We start from the raw sequence: 17991 nt of genomic DNA, 5'->3' as shown, positions 1-17991 counted from the left end.
TTAAATGAAAAGGCCAAACTATTCGTTTGGCCTTCTTTTGTCATGTATGTTGTTTATACAGTTATTCTTGTTTGTGTTTACTTGCCCAATAAGTCGCTAGTGCAGGCCCAGAAATATTATGCCAAAGACTGAAAATCGCGCTTGGTACTGCTGTAATCGGAGAAGCAGCAAAATGTACTGCTGCAAGCGCAACACCTAAGCCAGAGTTTTGCATCCCTACCTCAATAGCAATGGCCTTACTGTCCGCATAAGGTAGTTTAAAGAAACGTGCCGCGGTAAAACCTAATAAATATCCAAGCCCGTTATGTAAGATCACCACAGCTAAAATAAGCAAACCCGACTGTAAAATTGCTGCTTTGCTTCCACCAATAATGGCTGCCACAATCGCGACAATTGCAATGACCGAAACTAAAGGCATGACTTGAATATAAGATTCGACCTGACGTTTAAGCCATGTTCTTAAAATTAGACCGACTACAATAGGTAGTAGCACCACCTGCAAAATCGAAATAAACATCGAAGCTGCGTCAATCTTTAGCCATTGACTAGCAAGCAGATAGAAAATCGCAGGCGTTAATACAGGAGCTAAAAGCGTTGATACCGATGTACAGGCTACCGATAAAGCGACATTGCCTTTGGCCATATAGGTAATCACGTTTGAAGCGGTTCCCCCTGGGCAACAACCTACCAAGATGACTCCAACCGCAATTTCAGGCGGTAAGTTAAATAATTTACATAGAACATATGCTAAGCCAGGCATTACGACAAACTGCGCTACGACGCCAATCAATACCGCTTTAGGGCTTTGTAATACACCTTTAAAGTCGTCTACAGTCATGGTCATTCCCATGCCAAGCATAATAATGCCCAAAATCCATGGAATGTACGCTTTGAGCCAGACAAAAAGTTCAGGCTGCCATAGCGCCAATGCTGCAAAAATAATCACCCATAGGGCAAAAGTTTTTTGAATAAATTGGGTAAAGCGCAGGAATGCATCCATACTTTCTATCCCTAAAAATAAAATATGAAAGTTAAAAACTAGAGCAATATACTTAAAACTCGCTCAACAGATCATTCGATTGAATAAGGATAACACCTTGTTGCTGCATGGTTTGCCAAGCTTGTTCTAAAGAACCATTCAGATCAATCCCTTTACAAGCATCTTCAACCACTAAAGTTTTAAAACCTTGTTTAACTGCATCCAAGGCAGTCCATGCTACGCAAAAGTCCGTGGCAATTCCGACCACATAAACCGTATCAATGCCACGCTCTTTTAGGTAACCCGTTAACCCCGTCGTTGTAGAGTGATCAGCTTCTATAAAAGCCGAGTAGCTATCAATATGAGCGTGAAAGCCTTTTCGGATAATCAGTTGAGCTGTCGGAATATTTAAATCAGGATGAAACTCGGCATCTTGAGTACCTTGTACACAATGCTTAGGCCAAAGCACCTGTGGTCCATAGTCGAGTTCAATTGTTTCAAATGGCTGCTTGCCAAAATGATTGGCTGCAAAAGAGATATGATTATCCGGGTGCCAGTCCTGAGTCAGGACGACATTTTCAAAACAACCAGCAAGTTGGTTAATAGTTGGAATAATTCTATCGGCATCAGCAACTGCTAAATTTCCACCCGGTGTAAAACCATTTTGTACATCAACTACGATTAAAACCGCATTTTGTGGTTGTTTATTCATTTTCATGTCATCTTCAATCCCAACTGGGAAATTGCATTCTATCTTGCCACAAAAATAGCCGATATTAAGTAAGGCTCAGCTGAATCCGACTGTATTGTTGTGTTTAGTGGGTGTTCTTAATGCACAATAACGAAAACATCCTATCTTTTCCTCAAGTTTACATCGCGATTATCCGTTAGGCGTATTGTTCTTATGCGTCTGATCAGTCATAATTTGCATAATTGTCATTCAACAATCTGTTATTGTTAGAACTGGACAATCAAAATACTGCAACCATCCCACATTTTGTTTTTCTTACCTCAGATTCGGATGGATAAATAGGATATTTTTAAAAATGACTCAGCAAGCACAGACCATTCAAGGCTCAATCGTCGCAATCGTCACACCAATGTTGAAAGACGGCGGTGTAGATTGGAAGGGTCTTGAGAAGCTGGTTGAGTGGCACATAGAACAAGGTACAAACAGTATTGTAGCCGTCGGTACAACCGGCGAAGCCTCAACATTGAGCATGGAAGAGCACACACAGGTTATTAAAGAAATTATTCGTGTAGCCAATAAACGTATTCCAATTATTGCCGGTACTGGTGCAAACTCAACCCGTGAAGCAATCGAATTAACTAAAGCTGCTAAAGAGCTTGGCGCAGATGCTGCTTTACTTGTAACACCATATTATAACAAGCCAACCCAAGAAGGCCTCTACCAACACTATAAAGCGATTGCTGAAGCTGTTGAATTACCACTTATTCTCTATAACGTACCTGGTCGTACTGGCGTAGACCTTTCAAACGACACAGCTGTACGCTTAGCAGAGATCTCAAATATTGTTGGTATTAAAGATGCAACAGGTGATGTACCTCGTGGTAAAGCTTTAATTGAGGCGTTAAATGGCAAGATGGCTGTGTACTCAGGTGATGATGAAACAGCATGGGAACTAATGCTTCTTGGCGCTGATGGTAATATCTCGGTTACTGCAAATATTGCACCTAAAGCAATGAGTGAAGTATGTGCTGTTGCGATTGCCAAAGATGAACAACAAGCGAAGACGCTTAACAATAAGATTGCAAATTTACACAATATTCTATTTTGCGAATCAAACCCAATTCCTGTGAAATGGGCACTACATGAGATGGGACTGATTGATACTGGTATTCGTTTACCACTCACTCCTCTCGCTGAGCAATATCGCGAACCTCTCCGCAATGCCCTAAAAGATGCGGGAATTATTTAATAAGAGCAATTTATGATGCAATTACGTCTTGGTTTAGTCCTTGCAGTTTCAGCCTTAAGTTTAGCTGGTTGTGGTCGCTTCGCAATTAATAATCACTCTTTAGATTATAAAAATGCCAAGCAACTTGCCCCGCTTGAGTATCCTGCCGATGCAACTGTACGACCAGCGACACCTTTGTATCCTGCACCAACTGTAGAACAGCGCGCTATCGATAACGCACCGAAGTTTGAAAACAAGCGTGGCAACCGTTATGCCTTGCCACGCCCTGAACAAACGCAAGGTAATGCGACACTAGATGCCTCTGCTGAAACGACGACTGCGCTTGGACGTCCTCAGCTTGTGACTGACGGTAATAAAAACCCGTTGTTAAAAGTTGATGGAAATACAGCCGAGATCTGGCAATACACCAAAGCAACTTTAAGTACTTTAAATTTCAACATCATCGCTCAAGGCAGCAATCAGGCGACGATTAAAGTAAATGACAATACTTATGTGCTTAAACTTACTGGTGTAGGTTCTAGTCATACTCTTGCTCTATTTAATGTAGATAACACTTTTGCAAGCCCAGATGTGGCTGCTGAAGTGCTAAACCAGATTTACCAAAATTGGCCAGCCTAGTCGTTTACTAGGCATTTTTTTTAAAAAGGTTCCCTCATGTTAAAACAAACCTTGCTCTATACTGGTAAAGCAAAATCTGTATATGAAACAGACAATGCCGACCATCTGATTTTAGTCTTTCGTGATGATGCCTCTGCGTTCAACGGCGAAAAAATCGAACAACTAGATCGTAAAGGCAAGGTGAACAACCGTTTTAACGCCTTCATCATGGAAAAACTTGCTGCTGCGGGTATTGAAACGCATTTTGAAAAATTGCTTTCTCCAACTGAAGTGCTTGTTAAAAAACTTCAAATGATCCCAGTTGAATGTGTAATTCGTAACTACGCAGCTGGTTCTCTATGCCGTCGCTTAGGTGTAGAAGAAGGTAAAGAGTTAACTCCTCCTACATTTGAATTGTTCTATAAAGATGACGGTCTAGGCGACCCAATGGTTAACGAATCTCAAGCGATTGCTTTAGGTTGGGCGACTGCTGAACAGTTAGAACAAATGAAAGTTTTAACTTATAAAGTAAACGATGTATTAAAAGCATTATTTGCTGAAGGCAACATGATTTTGGTGGACTTCAAGCTTGAATTCGGTGTGTTCCATGACCGTATCGTGCTTGGTGATGAGTTCTCTCCAGACGGCTGCCGTTTATGGGATAAAGACTCTAAGAAGAAACTCGACAAAGACCGTTTCCGTCAAGGTTTAGGCGGTGTTGTTGAAGCTTATGAAGAAGTTGCTGCTCGTTTAGGCGTAGATTTATCTGACATCTAATCAGTAAAACTTCATAAAAAAAACCGGGCCAAAGCCCGGTTTTTTTTATGTTCAGTACTATACAAGTCCAATAATGTAGACAGATTTGTCTATTTCAATAAATTAACACTTGCATAAGCTTAATTTAAAACACTAAAATCTAGAAAAACACAAAGTACTTCACAATAATTAAATTTAAAAACTAGGGTGAACCTATGGAATTATCTAAGCTTGAAAAGAGAGTAACGGATCATCCAATCCATTTTGGTGAAAATCCTCTGGTCCTATTAAACAACTTTAGCACTACTGCCTTAAAACAAGGCTGGAGTCAGGCAGAGGTTGAATCTGTTATTGCTAAAGCCTCTCAAGGCGACTATATGGCGCTCATCCGTACTTTAAGAGCTTATACTTTTCTTTAATCTTGTTGTTGATGATCCAGCCATTGTGCATTCAATTTATAAAAAGACACATAAAGCTGTTATGAATAGACTAGATTTATCCTGAACACTGCCTTAACAATAAATAAAACAATAAATATAAGATATTTATTCAGTGAGGAGTAAATCTAATGGACCATGAAATAGAGGAAAAGAAAGTCGAGAAAACCTTAAGCTGGCGTGAAAAAATGGCAGTTGAAGAACATGAGAAACTGTCTCCCCGTTTAGTTTATGAAATTATCCGCCGTGATGGTGCCGAAGAGCTTGATCGTCCAACAACTGCACTGATATTTTCAGGGATTGCCGCAGGTTTAGTCATCAGTTTTTCATTTGTATTTAAAGCGATTATTGCTGCTTATCTCCCAGCTGATGCAGTCTGGACCGATTTAATCACTAATGTGGGTTATACCATTGGGTTCTTGATCGCTATTTTGAGTCACATGCAACTCTTTACTGAGAATACTATCACCACAGTTGTGCCTTTATTTAATCCCTTTACTTTCGATAAATTACGAGCAGTGGGACGCTTATGGGGCATTGTGATTCTATGCAACATTATTGGAACAGCTTTGGCGAGTTTATTTTTCCTAACTACTCACCTGTTTACTCCAGATATTGACAAAGCATTGGATGAACTCGCACATCATGTGGGCTCCTTTTCTGCAACCCAGAATCTGCTTAAAGGCATTATGTCAGGGCTATTAATTGCAGCATTGGTCTGGATGTTGCCCTCGGTCAGTAATAAATTCCTGCTCATCTTTTTTATGACGTATTTGATAGGACTGGGTGACTTTACTCATGTAGTGGTTGGTTCTACAGAAATGTCCTATCTGGTCTGGCAAGGAGAAGCTTCTATTGGCAAGTATCTGTTTACTTTCCTCATCCCAACCACTATCGGCAATATTATTGGCGGTACAGGTGTGTTCACGCTACTGATTTATGGTCAGGTCACTGAAGAGCTGGAATAGCATAAAGCAGGAACTATTGTTCCTGCTGCCATCTGCGTTGCTGTAAACGCTCACCTTCAACCTCACGCTTATTTCTTGCAGACTCATAGAGTTTGGTTCCCTTCAACTCAGGCGGCAAATAGTCTTGCAGCACAAAGTGTTCTGGGTAGTCATGAGGATAGAGATAATTAATTCCATAGCCTTGCTGTTTCATAAGCTTGGTCGGCGCATTTCTCAAATGCAAAGGCACAGGTAAATTTGCCGTTTTTTCAGCAAGTTCCAAAGCCTTATTAATCGCTAAATAAGTACTATTACTTTTTGCACTCGTTGCTAGGTAAACCGCTGTTTGGCCTAGAATAATTCGAGCCTCAGGCATGCCCACCGCTTGTACGGAGCGGAAACACTCACCTGCAAGCAATAGCGCATTAGGGTTAGAATTTCCAATGTCTTCTGAGGCGGCAATCAACATACGTCTTGCAATAAAAACCGGATCTTCTCCGCCTTTAAGCATACGTGCCATCCAATATAGGGTTGCATCTGGATCACTACCACGAATTGATTTAATAAAGGCAGAAACAAGGTCGTAATGCTGCTCGCCAGATTTGTCATAACGCGCAATATTTTGCTGAGCGACTTTTACCACAACCGCATTAGTAATCGTGTTTTCAACTTCTGGTTCAAAAGTACTTGCAATCAAGTCCAGTAAATTAAGCGCTTTTCGAGCATCACCTGCTGCAAACTGAATCAGTGCATCATATTCTTCAATATGGATATAACGTTCTTTTAAGAATTTATCGCTTTGAAGTGCATTGTTGAGTAGTGTTTGAATTGCCTCACTATCTAAACTATTTAAGGTATAGACCTGACAGCGTGATAAAAGTGCGCTATTAACTTCAAAAGACGGGTTTTCAGTGGTCGCGCCAATTAAAGTAATTTTGCCTTTTTCAACTGCACCCAATAAAGCATCTTGCTGCGATTTATTAAAACGATGAATTTCATCAATAAAAACCACAGGTGTCAGTAAATCACCACTTTCTGCAATCACTTCACGTAATTCTTTTACGCCCGTATTCAGCGCGGACAAGCTCACAAATGGACGGTCTATTGCCTGAGCCAAAAGCAAAGCAATGGTTGTTTTACCAACGCCTGGTGGTCCCCAAAAAATAATAGAAGGCAAATGACCCTGATCAATCATTTGACGCAATGGTGCATGTTCACCTAATAAATGATCTTGCCCAATAATTTCAGACAAGTCTCTTGGGCGCAGGCGTTCGGGAAGTGGAATATGGGTGTCTGACATCTCAAATGGCTTTATCGTCTTTTCGCTATAGTCTATTGTGTCTCACAGAAATCTACAATTTGAATCTATGAGACACGTTCTTTATTTACAGGCTCTTGCTTAGCATTAAGAGGATTTCTTACTCAGCTTGAGTAAACGCGCATTTGAACCATCTTCAATCACCCAAATCGAACCATCTTGTGCTTCATGCAACCCACGAATACGTTTTTTCATATCCAATCTTTGCACTTCTTTCACGGGCTTATGCTCTAAATCCACCACAATAATCGCTTCGGAAGATAACCCGCCAATTAAGGCTTTATTTTGCCATGCAGGAAATTGTTGTCCGCGATAAATGATCATACTCGATGGAGAGATAACAGGAGTCCAGTCAATTTCTGGTGCTTTAAATTCTGGGCGAGTGTGATGGTCTGGAATAGGTTGGCCCGAATAATGGTCTCCATTTGAAACAATTGGATAACCATAATTTTCACCTTTAGTAATAATATTAAGCTCATCACCACCTTTAGGCCCCATCTCAACCACCCATAACTGTCCTTGGCGGTCAAAAGCCATACCTAACGGGTTACGGTGTCCAAGTGACCATATCTCAGCAGTTACCCCACCTTGCTTATAAAAAGGGTTACCTACAGCCGCGGTGCCATCCTCATTTAAACGCAAGATTTTACCCAAGTTACTTTTCATGTTTTGGGCAGGATCAAACTTTTGTCGTTCACCTGAACTGACCCACAGCTTACCATCTGTACCAAAAAGCATGCGATGTCCATAATGGCCTTGTCCTGAGACTTTAGGTACTTGCTGCCAAATCTGCTTTATATCGTTAAGTTTTGGCTGATTAGGATTAGATAAATCTAATTTCGCACGTGAAATCACTGCGCCAGATCCGCCTTGTCCTTTTGTAGCATAGCTAAGATAAACCCAATGATTCTTGGCAAAGTCAGGGTGTAAAATGACATCTCCTAAACCACCTTGTCCCCCATAGTTCACTGCAGGGACATTCTGGACATCTAATATTTGTTTATTTTTAGGGTTAAAAATTTTTAATTTACCCTGCCGTTCAGTCACTAATAAACGTTGATCAGGCAGACTGGTCACAGCCCAAGGCTCATTAAAATGTGCGACTGCTTCGACCTGATAAGTTTGTTTGACAGCAACAGACTGATCTGTTTTCGCAGTCGTATTTTGTTCAAGATTTTTTGAGTTGGTATTATTAGACCCACAGGCCATTAACAAAAAAAAACTACTACATAATAAGGGGGCTGCTAATCGTCTCATCGTTTTTATCTCCTTTTGCTTTTATTGTTATATAACGGAGATGAGCAAAAAAATGACGATAAAAATGTTACTTTATTATACGCTGTAATCAAACAACGCCTTTTAAGATCTATTTAACGTACCCAACGTACTACATAATCTTCAAGATCATCTTCATGTACATCAACTTCAGAAATACAACGTCCTGCAACTGACTTTTTCGCCTTAACCACGCTTTGTCTAGAACCCGTATTTAAATAATGCCAAGAAGGTAGATTTTTTCCTTCATTCAAGCGCTTATAAGCACAGCTTGAGGGCAGCCAATGAATTGTTTTTAGAGACTCTACCGTTAATTGTAAACAATCAGGTACTTGCTGCTGACGATTTGGGTAGTCCGTACAACGCCCTGTACCACAATCGAGTAACTTACAAGCCACTTTGGTATAAGCCACCTCATGTGTATCTTCATCTTCTAGTTTGACCAGACAGCATAAACCACAACCATCACATAAAGCTTCCCACTCAAGTTGAGTCAGTTGCTCTAATGGATAATTTTTCCAGAAGAGTGGTCGGAGGGAGGTCTCGGTAGACATAATCTTTTAACAGTTGATGAGATAAAACGGTGTATCAGTATAGCATTGAAGTGGCCTGTACTAAAAAAGAAGCTGTATTTCTGGCATCACAAAATGATTGTTTAATATACATTTCAACCACATAAACGACACATTCTGGCTAAAAAACACACTATATAGTTAAATGACAATGAAAAATAAGGAGGACAGCATTATGTTCCGTTGGGCGATAATTTTTGCAGTGATTGCACTCATTGCCAGTCTATTAGGGTTTGGTGGTGTTGCAGGACTATCTAAAGACTTTGCCGTGATTTTATTAGTTGTGGCTGTAATTCTAGCTGTAATTGGGTTCATTTCCCGAGGCCGGACTTAAATTTAATCATCACCATATAAAAAGAAGGAACTGGTTTCCTTCTTTTTTATTGCGTAGAAATATCTATCTTTTTATTTTGATGTAGTTTTTTACATAGTTCTTTATTTTACTTCTTATTTTTTATGCTTTAATCAAGCGTGTTTAAACCAAGTTTAATTTCAGGATTAATGTCATGAGTACAGCAATTAAAACCCGTGAAATTCAATATACTGCACCAGATGGCAGCCATTTAATTGGTTACTTTGCGGCTCCAGAGAGTGAAGAACCGGTACCAGGTATCATTATTGGTCCTGAGTGGTGGGGTCGTAATGAATATACTGAGCAACGCGCACGTGAGCTTGCTGAACACGGGTATGCAGCTCTTGCTATTGACATGTATGGCGATAAAAAAGTCACGACAACAGCAGCTCAAGCCTATGAATGGATGATGCAGACATTTGAAGATTTAGACACGGTGACTGATCGTGCTAATGCAGCACTGCAAACCCTTGCTGCCCAACCAGAGGTAAATAACGAGAAATTGGCTGCGATTGGCTTTTGCTATGGTGGTAAAGTCGTGTTGGATCTTGCTCGCTCAGGTGCTCCACTTAAAGCAATTATAACGTTCCATGCCACATTAGCACCGAAGGCTCCTGCTCAAAAAGGCAACATTCAGGGTGAAATTTTAGTTCTACATGGTGAACTAGACAGTATGGTCACCTTAGAAGATGTTGCTAATTTTGAAAAAGAGATGCAAGCTGCTGAGGTTAAACACGAGGTAGTGGTTTTAGAAGGTGCTAAACATGGCTTTAGTAACCCGCTTGCCGATGAAAGAGCTAAAGCGAACGGTGTGGACCTTGGCTACAATAGCGAAGCGGAAAAACAAGGCCTTGCTAAAATGTACGCTTTATTAGATCGTACTCTAAAATAAAAGAAGCAAATTTGGAGCAAATGGTTTTTTTTGCATTTGCTCCCTTAAATGTTTATGACTTTGCAATATTTTTACTGTATTTTTTAAACCATACTTCAATAACTATACTCCCGTTGAGCTAGAGCAAAGCCTAGTCTTATTTCCCGCACTCGGGGTTTAATGGAATAACATGAGAGGATACAACAATGACTGACAAGAAATGTCCGTATTGCGAATTTGATGAATATGACATCATTGATAAGAATGAATTTGCCGTAATTTTGCCTGATTCTAATCCGTTATCTAAAGGCCATTGTGTAGTAACACCACTGCGCCATGTTAGTTCTTTTTTTGACATTACGTCTAAAGAACATCAAGGCTTGCTTACACTTCTTGAAATTGCCCGTCATGAGACACAGCTTCGTCATCAACCAGATGGCTTTCACATTGGTTTTAATGATGGTGAAGTTTTTGGAAAAACTTCAGATCATTTCCACATTCATGTCATTCCTTACTATAAAAACCAACCGTTGAAACTTGATCAACGTTGGGGTGTACAAAAGGATTAATCCTTTTATCTGATTGAAACAGAGATTACGCGCTTTGAAGTAGTCTCTGTTTTAATACACTCTTTTTGTTTGCCTGCTTTAAACAAAATTTCATCTAAATTTCAGCTATAATTTACCCCTTACTTTTCTTCTATAGCTGTTCATGCCTGAATTTTCTTTTTCTGATGCCCTCTTAAATTGGTTCGACCAACATGGTCGTCACGATTTGCCTTGGCAAGTTGCCGATGATCCGTACAAAGTTTGGGTTTCTGAAATTATGCTACAGCAAACTCAGGTGAAAACGGTCTTGCAATATTTTGATCGCTTTATGGAGCGCTTTCCGACGGTAGAAGCTTTAGGTCATGCAACTTGGGATGAAGTAGCACCTTATTGGGCTGGCCTAGGTTATTACGCTCGTGCCCGCAATTTGCATAAAGCGGCTGGTCTTGTCACTCAGCAAGGTAAATTTCCTGAAACGCTAGAAGAATGGATTGCGTTACCTGGCATTGGTCGCTCTACCGCAGGCGCGCTCATGTCTTTAGGTTTACGCCAGTATGGCGTCATCATGGATGGCAACGTGAAACGCGTCTTATCCCGTTTCTTTGCCATTGAAGATGATTTAAGCAAACCACAGCACGAACGTGAAATGTGGAAACTGGCTGAAGAGCTTTGCCCTACACATCGCAACCATGACTACACTCAAGCGATTATGGATCTCGGCGCAACCATTTGTACGCCTAAAAAACCGCTTTGTTTATATTGTCCAATGCAAGCTCATTGTCAGGCTTATCAGCAAGGGTTAGAACAAGAATTACCTTTTAAAAAACCGAAAAAAACACCGCCTGTTAAAACAGCAGATGTTCTTATTATTCAGTGCGAAGGTGAATGGTTCTGGCAACAACGCCAAGCTCATGGTCTATGGGGCGGTTTATTCTGTTTACCTATTTTAGAAAATGAACATGAACGACTGAGCTTAAGTCAACAATTTAAACTACAACCTCAAGCACAAACTTTTCAGATCAGTCATAGCTTCACTCATTTTACATGGTTACTTAATGCTCATATGTTCCACGTGGAACCTGATCAAAAAGAACATCTGGCAATTGAACTTGAAGGCCAATGGTTGAGTCCGGAACAAGCCATTGCCAAAGGTGTTCCAACCGCGATGAAAAAATTGATCTCGACAAGCCGTTCATGACATAGTGAGTAAAATAATTTTGATATGGCTGTGACAGGGAGTATTTTGTGCGACGTTTTGTTTCTCATTTCTCACTTGGTTTTCTAATTATTCTTTTGGCGGCCTGTGCCAGTGCACCTAAAAAACCTGCCCAACTTCCACCCGCTCAAGTCATCAAACTCAAAAGTATGCAGCTTCCAAATCGACTGCCTGTGCCTGTAAAAGGTATTGACCGCGATGAATTAAAAGACACTTGGGGAGCTGCTCGGAGTCAGGGCCGTAGTCACGAAGGAATTGATATTTTGGCTCCACGTGGAACCAAAGTGTACAGTGCAACCGAAGGACTCGTTGCAGATCTTCGTAATAATAATCTAGGTGGCAAAGTGATCTGGATTTTAGGCCCAGCAGGAACATGGCATTATTATGCCCATCTTGATGGTCACAAACGTGGCTTAAATGTAGGCGACTATGTCAAAAAGGGCGACCTCATTGGTTATGTCGGCAATACGGGCAATGCACGTTATACTTCACCTCATCTTCATTATGGTCTTTATCTAGATGGTAAAGGTCGTGGTGCTGTTAATCCTTATTCATATTTACGCTAGGAACATTTTATGTCGGAAGCGCTGATCAATCGCTTAGTAGAGTTTGCCGAGTCTGGTAACCAGCAAAAGATCATTTTAAATGGCAATAGCTATCAAGGCTGGATCATGGAAATCAGCGATGATGCCCTACTAATCAGTACTGGTTTTTCAGACAAAGTCGGCAAAGACTTTTGGCTGAAGTTTGAAGACTTAACACAAGCAGAACTGTATTATTGGGATACTCGCCCAAATGAATGGGTCTTATTTAAACTTTAAAATTCTAAGATAAATATAAGGAGCATTATCATGAAAACTCAACGTTGCGGATGGTGTTCCGACGATCCACTCTATATTGCCTACCATGATGAGGAATGGGGTAAACCCGAACACGACGAGGCACGATTATTTGAAATGCTTTGTCTCGAAGGTCAGCAAGCCGGCCTCTCATGGATTACCGTACTAAAGAAAAGAGAAAGCTACCGTCAACACTTTTTTAATCATCCGATTGCAGACATTGCTTCATTTACAGATGATTTTCTAGAACTAAAATTATCTGATGCAGGCTTAATTCGTCACTTGGGGAAACTCAAAGCTATTCGCGATAATGCAATTGCTTGGCAAGCGCTCAAAGCACAAGTCGGTGATGTTCCTACATGGCTTTGGCAGTTTGTAGATGCAGCGCCACAAAACAATGATGTTGTAGATTATCGTAAGGCCCCTGCTCAAACCGAACTGAGCGTAAAACTTTCCAAAACTCTTAAAAAGAATGGTTTCAAATTTGTTGGACCAACCACCTGCTATGCTTTTATGCAGGCAGTAGGCATGGTCGATGATCATGAAAACGATTGTCAATTTAAAGCTTCATAACCCACCAGAACGGTTCAAAGCCGCTTAAGGAGTTTCCGATGAGCAATAATACGATTCAAGCTTATGCTGCAATGCAGGCAGGTGAAAAACTAGTTCCCTATCAATTTGACGCAGGTGAATTACAACCGCATCAGGTTGAGGTAAAAGTTGAATATTGTGGTTTATGTCATTCTGATATTTCTGTTTTAAACAATGAATGGCGTTCAACCGTGTATCCTGTGGTTGCAGGTCATGAAATTATTGGACGAATTGTTGCTTTGGGCTCAGAAGCCAAAGGTCTACAAATTGGACAGCGTGTCGGTATTGGTTGGACAGCTGAAAGTTGCCAAGCCTGTGATGAATGTATTGGTGGTCAGCAAGTACTGTGTACAGGTGGAAATGTTGCAACAATCGTAGGACATGCGGGTGGCTTTGCCGATAAGGTTCGCGCAGGTTGGCAGTGGGCTATTCCCCTCCCTGACGATTTAGACGCTGAAAGTGCAGGCCCTTTACTTTGCGGCGGAATTACCGTTTTTGACCCGCTACTCAAACACAAAATTCAGGCAACGCATCATGTCGGTGTAATTGGCATTGGTGGTTTAGGCCATATAGCCATTAAGCTACTTAAAGCATGGGGCTGTGAAATCACTGCTTTTAGTTCTAACCCAGATAAAACGGAAGAACTCAAAGCAATGGGAGCCGACCATGTGGTAAATAGTCGCGATACAGCGGCAGTAAAAGCTCAAAAAGGTAAATTCGATTTATTGCTGAGTACCGTGAATGTGACTCTAAATTGGTCTGCTTTTATTGCAACACTGGCTCCAAACGGAACCTTACATTTCTTAGGCCTTACGCTTGAGCCTGTTCCTGTTTCAGTTGGCTCTCTTATTGGTGGTGCTAAGTCAGTGACTGGTTCACCTACGGGCTCACCTGCTGCACTACGTCAGCTTTTAAAGTTTGCTGCACGTAAAAAAATTGCGCCTCAAATTGAGCTATTTCCAATGTCACAGCTCAATGAAGCAATTGAGCGTCTACACTCAGGGCAGGCACGCTACCGCATTGTGCTTAAAGCAGACTTTGCAGAATAAGACTAACTCGCTGTTTTAATCTGTTGCCGTGACCAGTCCGCTAAGTCTTTAATTGCTTGGCGGACATCTGCTGTTAGCTCATGACCTGCATTTAAACGAATAAAATGCCGATAGCGTTCATCCTCACCAAAAACATGACCGGGAACTACAGTAATTCCGTGAGATTTTGCAGTGTAATAGAGCGCCAAACTATCTACAGTTTTAGGTAACTGCATCCATAAAGCATAACCACCTTCTGGTTGACTCAGTGCCATTGGAATACCTTCAAATGCATTTAAAATACAACTACGATACTCCTCGACTTGCCGCATCAAATTCGGTCTTAACTGCTCTAAATGCTCCCTATAACCACGGCTATAAATAAAATCAGCTAGACCTAATTGTAGCGGTGTATTGACCCCAATATTACTGGCTAACAGCTCAAGCCTTAAATGTTCTAACTTTGTTGTTAAACAGAACCATCCTACGCGATACGCACTCGATAACGACTTAGAAACCGATCCACACCAAATCACATAGCCTTCACGGTCCCAATAGCGTATAGGTAATGGTCGCTCACCGCTGTAACCACACTCTCCATAAATATCATCTTCGATAATAAAGCACTGATACTTTGCTGCTAATTCGGCAATTTTTTGTTTTTCTGTATTACTTAAACAGTATCCTAATGGATTCTGATAGTTGGCTGTCATTAAGCAAACTTTAGCCAAACCTTGCTTCATAAATGATTCTAAGCGCCCAAGATCGATACCACGATGATGCGCTGGAATTTCAATAATCTGCCGTTTTAAACTTGCTATAAGCTGTAGCTGTCCATTAAAAGTAGGCGTCGGAATTAAAATACTATCGCCTACTTCTGTTAGATGTTGAATCACCAAAGACAAAGCAGGCATGCAGCCATTGGTAATAAAAATATCTTCTGCCGCGATAAAAATCCCATCTTCACGCCAATGATCAGATAACGCTTTTCTTAATTGCTCATGCCCTTGTTTATTACAATAAAGAAAGTCTTGAGGCTGACAATTTTTTAAAGCCCGTTGAATAGAACGACGTAAACCTTCCACAGGAATAAAATGAGGCGTCAACTGAATAGAGCCTAATGGTACAAGATGGCTTTGTAAGGCAGCTTCCTGAATTTGATTATGCAATTCCAGATTTGAAACTTGTCGAGGTAAAGATAAGAAATCTGGACTTTCAGGAATGGGGCCAGCTTGTGCACGGGCAACCACAAAATAACCTGACTTCGGCTTTACATAAATAAGCCCCCTCGCCTCAAGTAACTCATAACAACTTTTTGCTGTACTTAAACTAATGCTGTGCTGACGAGCAAAATCTCGTAAAGAAATAAGTTTCTGGTGAGGTTTAAGCTCATCTTGATAAATACGATGTGCTAATTGATTGGCAAGAACCTGATATTGGAAAGTCATTCTGTGCTGCTTTTTTAAAAATTTCTGTATCTGTACTGGTTTATAGAACACCTTTAGGCTATAGAAATCAACTCAGAAAGTAGCAAACTCATGAAATTAAAAGCTATATTGTTATTTACTATTGTTTTAGCTGGTTGCCAACAACAACCAAAAGATGAGCAGTACAGACATACTGTTTGCCAAAGCCTCATAGAAGGTTATTTAAAAATGACAAATCAACAAGACTATAAAATGGAGCAACGCACTGATGACGAGACCAATGCGATTTCTCATTATCAATATAAACGGAATAGCTCAAATGAAGTTGTAATGGTGAACTCGGTTTATTCGACTTTATATTTTAGCTGCCGAGAACATCAAAAAAGCTATTTTCTGTCTCAACATTCATCAGAAGGACAAACGACTCCACTTTTAGAAGTTCATTTCCCAACTGACAGTTACACTACTTTTAGAGAGCGTTTTTAAAACCGTCTTTTAACTGTTCTGCCAAAAACTCAATAAATAAACGAATTCTTTTTGGTAAATGCTCTTGTTGATAATACACAGCATGGATGCTTTGATATTGATGTTCAATTTGGTCTTCAAATAAGGCTATCAATCGCCCTTCTTCAATATCTTTCCAAATTTCAAATTCAGATAGTCGTGCAATACCATGTCCTCTAATCGTCAGCTGACGTACCGTTTCCCCACTCGATGCTTTAATTTTTGATTGCGCAAAAAAATATTCATCACCAACTTTAATCGGCCAACTATTGATATATGTAGGTCTGGTAAAACCAATCAAATCATGTTGTTCAAGCTGTTCAGGTTGTGTCGGTGTACCCTTAATTGCTAGATACTCAGGGCTTGCAACGATAAATAAGCGACTTTTACACACCAGTTTGGCATGAAGACTTGAATCATTGAGCTCCCCAAACCGAAATGCGACATCAGTTTTATGTTGCAGCAGGTCAATCACCTGATCATTACTATTTAACTCAATTTCAATATTTGGATAGCACTCACGAAACTTATGCATTAATGGCGCAATTACGTGTAAGACAAACGGCGTTGCTGAATCAATGCGAATGAGCCCTGCAGTGCCCTGATCAGACTTTTGCAGTTCTTCTTCGGCAGCGTTCAGCTCATTTAAGATTTTACGGGCCTTTACAAGAAACTGCTGCCCTTCTTGTGTGAGTTTTAATTTACGTGTGGTGCGCTCCAATAAGGTCACATCTAACTTCGCTTCCAAGCGTGTTAACGATCGACTGACCCCCGAAGGCGTTTGTTTTAAATGTTCTGCCGCTGCAACAAAAGAACCCGTATCAACGATTGCAATAAAGGCAACTAGCTCTTCAATTGTTGATTTCATGTCTTATTCCATTATTGACTAATGATCAAAGATATTTTGCTTATTCATCTATTTTTTCGCAACAATAAAAACAGCAAAATGCACATCAAGTTAAATGATTATTCAAATTTAGGTAAACACATGAATATTCCACGTTTTGGTCTAGGAACTTTCCGTCTTAAAGAACAAGCAGTTATTGATTCTGTTAAAACTGCTTTAGACGTAGGTTACCGTGTCATTGATACTGCTCAAATTTATGATAATGAAGCTGCGATTGGTCAAGCAATTGCCGAAAGCGGTGTATCACGTCAGGACTTATTTTTAACCACAAAAATCTGGGTAGATAATTTTGCTCAAGATAAGTTTATTCCGAGCTTAAAAGAGAGCTTACAAAAGCTTCGTACTGACCATGTTGACCTCACTTTAATTCATTGGCCAGCACCGGACTTAGGCGTTTCTATTCCTGAAGTTATGCAGCTTCTACTTGAAGCGAAACAACAAGGTCTTACCAAACAAATTGGTATTTCAAACTTCAATATTGCGCTTACCCAACAAGCAATTGACACAATTGGTGTAGAGCATATTGCAACCAACCAGATTGAGCTAAGTCCTTATCTTCAAAACCATAAGCTTGTGAATTTCTTACAAGAGAAGAATATTGATGTGACTTCATATATGACTCTTGCATACGGCAAAGTGCTTCAAGACCCAGTTCTCGCTGAAATTGCAGCAGCGCATAAAGCAACAACAGCACAAATTGCACTAGCGTGGGCATTGCAACGTGGTTTTGCAGTCATTCCATCTTCGACTAAACGTGAAAACCTGATTAGCAACTTAAAAGCACAGGATATCGAGTTAACTTCAGCTGAAATGCAAATGATTGCCGAACTTGATCGTAACAGTCGTGAAGTTAGCCCAGAGCCATGGGCACCAGTTTGGGACTAAAC

Annotated in this window: 22 protein-coding genes; 15 read left to right on the top strand and 7 right to left on the bottom strand. The window is 40.5% G+C overall.

All coding sequences use genetic code 11. From position 1 onward, the window contains the following. Positions 1-61 precede the first annotated feature (61 nt). Positions 62-1000, bottom strand: a complete 939-nt coding sequence (locus tag KTI79_RS11420) for a bile acid:sodium symporter family protein (protein ID WP_033849173.1) — start codon at positions 998-1000, stop codon at positions 62-64. Between the two features lie 52 nt (positions 1001-1052). Continuing rightward, positions 1053-1697 carry a bifunctional nicotinamidase/pyrazinamidase gene (gene pncA, locus KTI79_RS11415; RefSeq protein ID WP_086376009.1) on the bottom strand — a complete coding sequence of 215 codons (645 nt, stop codon included), beginning with the start codon at positions 1695-1697 and terminating at the stop codon, positions 1053-1055. Between the two features lie 328 nt (positions 1698-2025). On the opposite strand from pncA, the gene dapA reads away from it, so the two are divergent. The 5 genes from dapA to KTI79_RS11390 all read left to right on the top strand — a co-directional run bounded on the left by dapA (position 2026) and on the right by KTI79_RS11390 (position 5677). Next, positions 2026-2919 (top strand): 4-hydroxy-tetrahydrodipicolinate synthase, encoded by an 894-nt coding sequence (gene dapA, locus KTI79_RS11410; protein WP_002119253.1) that lies wholly within the window; start codon positions 2026-2028, stop codon positions 2917-2919. Positions 2920-2934: 15 nt separating this feature from the next. Then, positions 2935-3537: a lipoprotein-34 precursor (NlpB) gene (locus KTI79_RS11405; RefSeq protein WP_086376074.1), complete on the top strand. Its 603-nt coding sequence runs from the start codon at positions 2935-2937 to the stop codon at positions 3535-3537. Between the two features lie 36 nt (positions 3538-3573). Next, a complete protein-coding gene (gene purC / locus KTI79_RS11400) occupies positions 3574-4293 on the top strand; it encodes a phosphoribosylaminoimidazolesuccinocarboxamide synthase (protein WP_002119240.1) in 720 nt (239 codons plus the stop codon). A 194-nt stretch (positions 4294-4487) separates the two neighbouring features. Further along, positions 4488-4691 carry a hypothetical protein gene (locus tag KTI79_RS11395; protein WP_075383276.1) on the top strand — a complete coding sequence of 68 codons (204 nt, stop codon included), beginning with the start codon at positions 4488-4490 and terminating at the stop codon, positions 4689-4691. Positions 4692-4840: 149 nt separating this feature from the next. Then, entirely contained in the window at positions 4841-5677 is an 837-nt protein-coding gene (locus KTI79_RS11390; protein ID WP_060465143.1) for a formate/nitrite transporter family protein, read from the top strand. Positions 5678-5690: 13 nt separating this feature from the next. On the opposite strand, the gene KTI79_RS11385 is transcribed toward KTI79_RS11390, so the two are convergent. The 3 genes from KTI79_RS11385 to KTI79_RS11375 all read right to left on the bottom strand — a co-directional run bounded on the left by KTI79_RS11385 (position 5691) and on the right by KTI79_RS11375 (position 8803). After that, positions 5691-6956 carry a replication-associated recombination protein A gene (locus KTI79_RS11385; RefSeq protein WP_002119242.1) on the bottom strand — a complete coding sequence of 422 codons (1266 nt, stop codon included), beginning with the start codon at positions 6954-6956 and terminating at the stop codon, positions 5691-5693. A 105-nt stretch (positions 6957-7061) separates the two neighbouring features. After that, positions 7062-8231, bottom strand: a complete 1170-nt coding sequence (locus tag KTI79_RS11380; protein ID WP_199964047.1) for a PQQ-dependent sugar dehydrogenase — start codon at positions 8229-8231, stop codon at positions 7062-7064. A gap of 113 nt (positions 8232-8344) precedes the next feature. Beyond that, positions 8345-8803, bottom strand: coding sequence for a YcgN family cysteine cluster protein (locus KTI79_RS11375; protein WP_032063516.1), 459 nt, complete (start codon positions 8801-8803; stop codon positions 8345-8347). Positions 8804-8996: 193 nt separating this feature from the next. Here KTI79_RS11375 and KTI79_RS11370 point away from each other — a divergent pair, with 193 nt between their 5' ends. From KTI79_RS11370 to KTI79_RS11335, 8 genes are all read left to right on the top strand, one after another. Next, positions 8997-9155 carry a DUF1328 domain-containing protein gene (locus tag KTI79_RS11370; RefSeq protein ID WP_002053759.1) on the top strand — a complete coding sequence of 53 codons (159 nt, stop codon included), beginning with the start codon at positions 8997-8999 and terminating at the stop codon, positions 9153-9155. Between the two features lie 172 nt (positions 9156-9327). After that, positions 9328-10065, top strand: a complete 738-nt coding sequence (locus KTI79_RS11365) for a dienelactone hydrolase family protein (RefSeq protein WP_086376008.1) — start codon at positions 9328-9330, stop codon at positions 10063-10065. Positions 10066-10250: 185 nt separating this feature from the next. Beyond that, positions 10251-10613, top strand: a complete 363-nt coding sequence (locus KTI79_RS11360; protein ID WP_014207996.1) for an HIT family protein — start codon at positions 10251-10253, stop codon at positions 10611-10613. A gap of 142 nt (positions 10614-10755) precedes the next feature. Beyond that, positions 10756-11790, top strand: coding sequence for an A/G-specific adenine glycosylase (gene mutY / locus KTI79_RS11355; RefSeq protein ID WP_086376007.1), 1035 nt, complete (start codon positions 10756-10758; stop codon positions 11788-11790). A 47-nt stretch (positions 11791-11837) separates the two neighbouring features. Beyond that, complete coding sequence (locus tag KTI79_RS11350; RefSeq protein ID WP_086376006.1) at positions 11838-12374, top strand: M23 family metallopeptidase; 537 nt, start codon at positions 11838-11840, stop codon at positions 12372-12374. 9 nt (positions 12375-12383) lie between these two features. Then, entirely contained in the window at positions 12384-12629 is a 246-nt protein-coding gene (locus tag KTI79_RS11345) for a hypothetical protein (RefSeq protein ID WP_001287364.1), read from the top strand. Positions 12630-12659: 30 nt separating this feature from the next. Next, positions 12660-13220, top strand: coding sequence for a DNA-3-methyladenine glycosylase I (locus KTI79_RS11340; RefSeq protein WP_005066585.1), 561 nt, complete (start codon positions 12660-12662; stop codon positions 13218-13220). A gap of 38 nt (positions 13221-13258) precedes the next feature. Beyond that, positions 13259-14287 (top strand): NAD(P)-dependent alcohol dehydrogenase, encoded by a 1029-nt coding sequence (locus tag KTI79_RS11335; RefSeq protein WP_086376005.1) that lies wholly within the window; start codon positions 13259-13261, stop codon positions 14285-14287. A 2-nt stretch (positions 14288-14289) separates the two neighbouring features. On the opposite strand, the gene KTI79_RS11330 is transcribed toward KTI79_RS11335, so the two are convergent. After that, positions 14290-15714 carry a PLP-dependent aminotransferase family protein gene (locus KTI79_RS11330; protein ID WP_086376004.1) on the bottom strand — a complete coding sequence of 475 codons (1425 nt, stop codon included), beginning with the start codon at positions 15712-15714 and terminating at the stop codon, positions 14290-14292. 90 nt (positions 15715-15804) lie between these two features. Between KTI79_RS11330 and KTI79_RS11320 the strand changes: the two genes are divergently transcribed. Further along, positions 15805-16179 (top strand): hypothetical protein, encoded by a 375-nt coding sequence (locus KTI79_RS11320; RefSeq protein ID WP_086265730.1) that lies wholly within the window; start codon positions 15805-15807, stop codon positions 16177-16179. On the opposite strand, the gene KTI79_RS11315 is transcribed toward KTI79_RS11320, so the two are convergent. Continuing rightward, positions 16163-17065 carry a LysR family transcriptional regulator gene (locus KTI79_RS11315; RefSeq protein WP_057069173.1) on the bottom strand — a complete coding sequence of 301 codons (903 nt, stop codon included), beginning with the start codon at positions 17063-17065 and terminating at the stop codon, positions 16163-16165. The two genes, KTI79_RS11320 and KTI79_RS11315, sit on opposite strands and share 17 nt — an antisense overlap. 120 nt (positions 17066-17185) lie before the next feature. On the opposite strand from KTI79_RS11315, the gene dkgB reads away from it, so the two are divergent. After that, positions 17186-17989 carry a 2,5-didehydrogluconate reductase DkgB gene (gene dkgB, locus KTI79_RS11310; protein ID WP_017481886.1) on the top strand — a complete coding sequence of 268 codons (804 nt, stop codon included), beginning with the start codon at positions 17186-17188 and terminating at the stop codon, positions 17987-17989. The last annotated feature ends 2 nt before the right edge of the window (positions 17990-17991 follow it).

This window comes from Acinetobacter sp. WU_MDCI_Abxd143, assembly GCF_025514195.1.
In the GTDB taxonomy this organism is placed as follows: domain Bacteria; phylum Pseudomonadota; class Gammaproteobacteria; order Pseudomonadales; family Moraxellaceae; genus Acinetobacter; species Acinetobacter pittii_H.
This window is presented reverse-complemented; position numbering and strand designations above follow the sequence as displayed.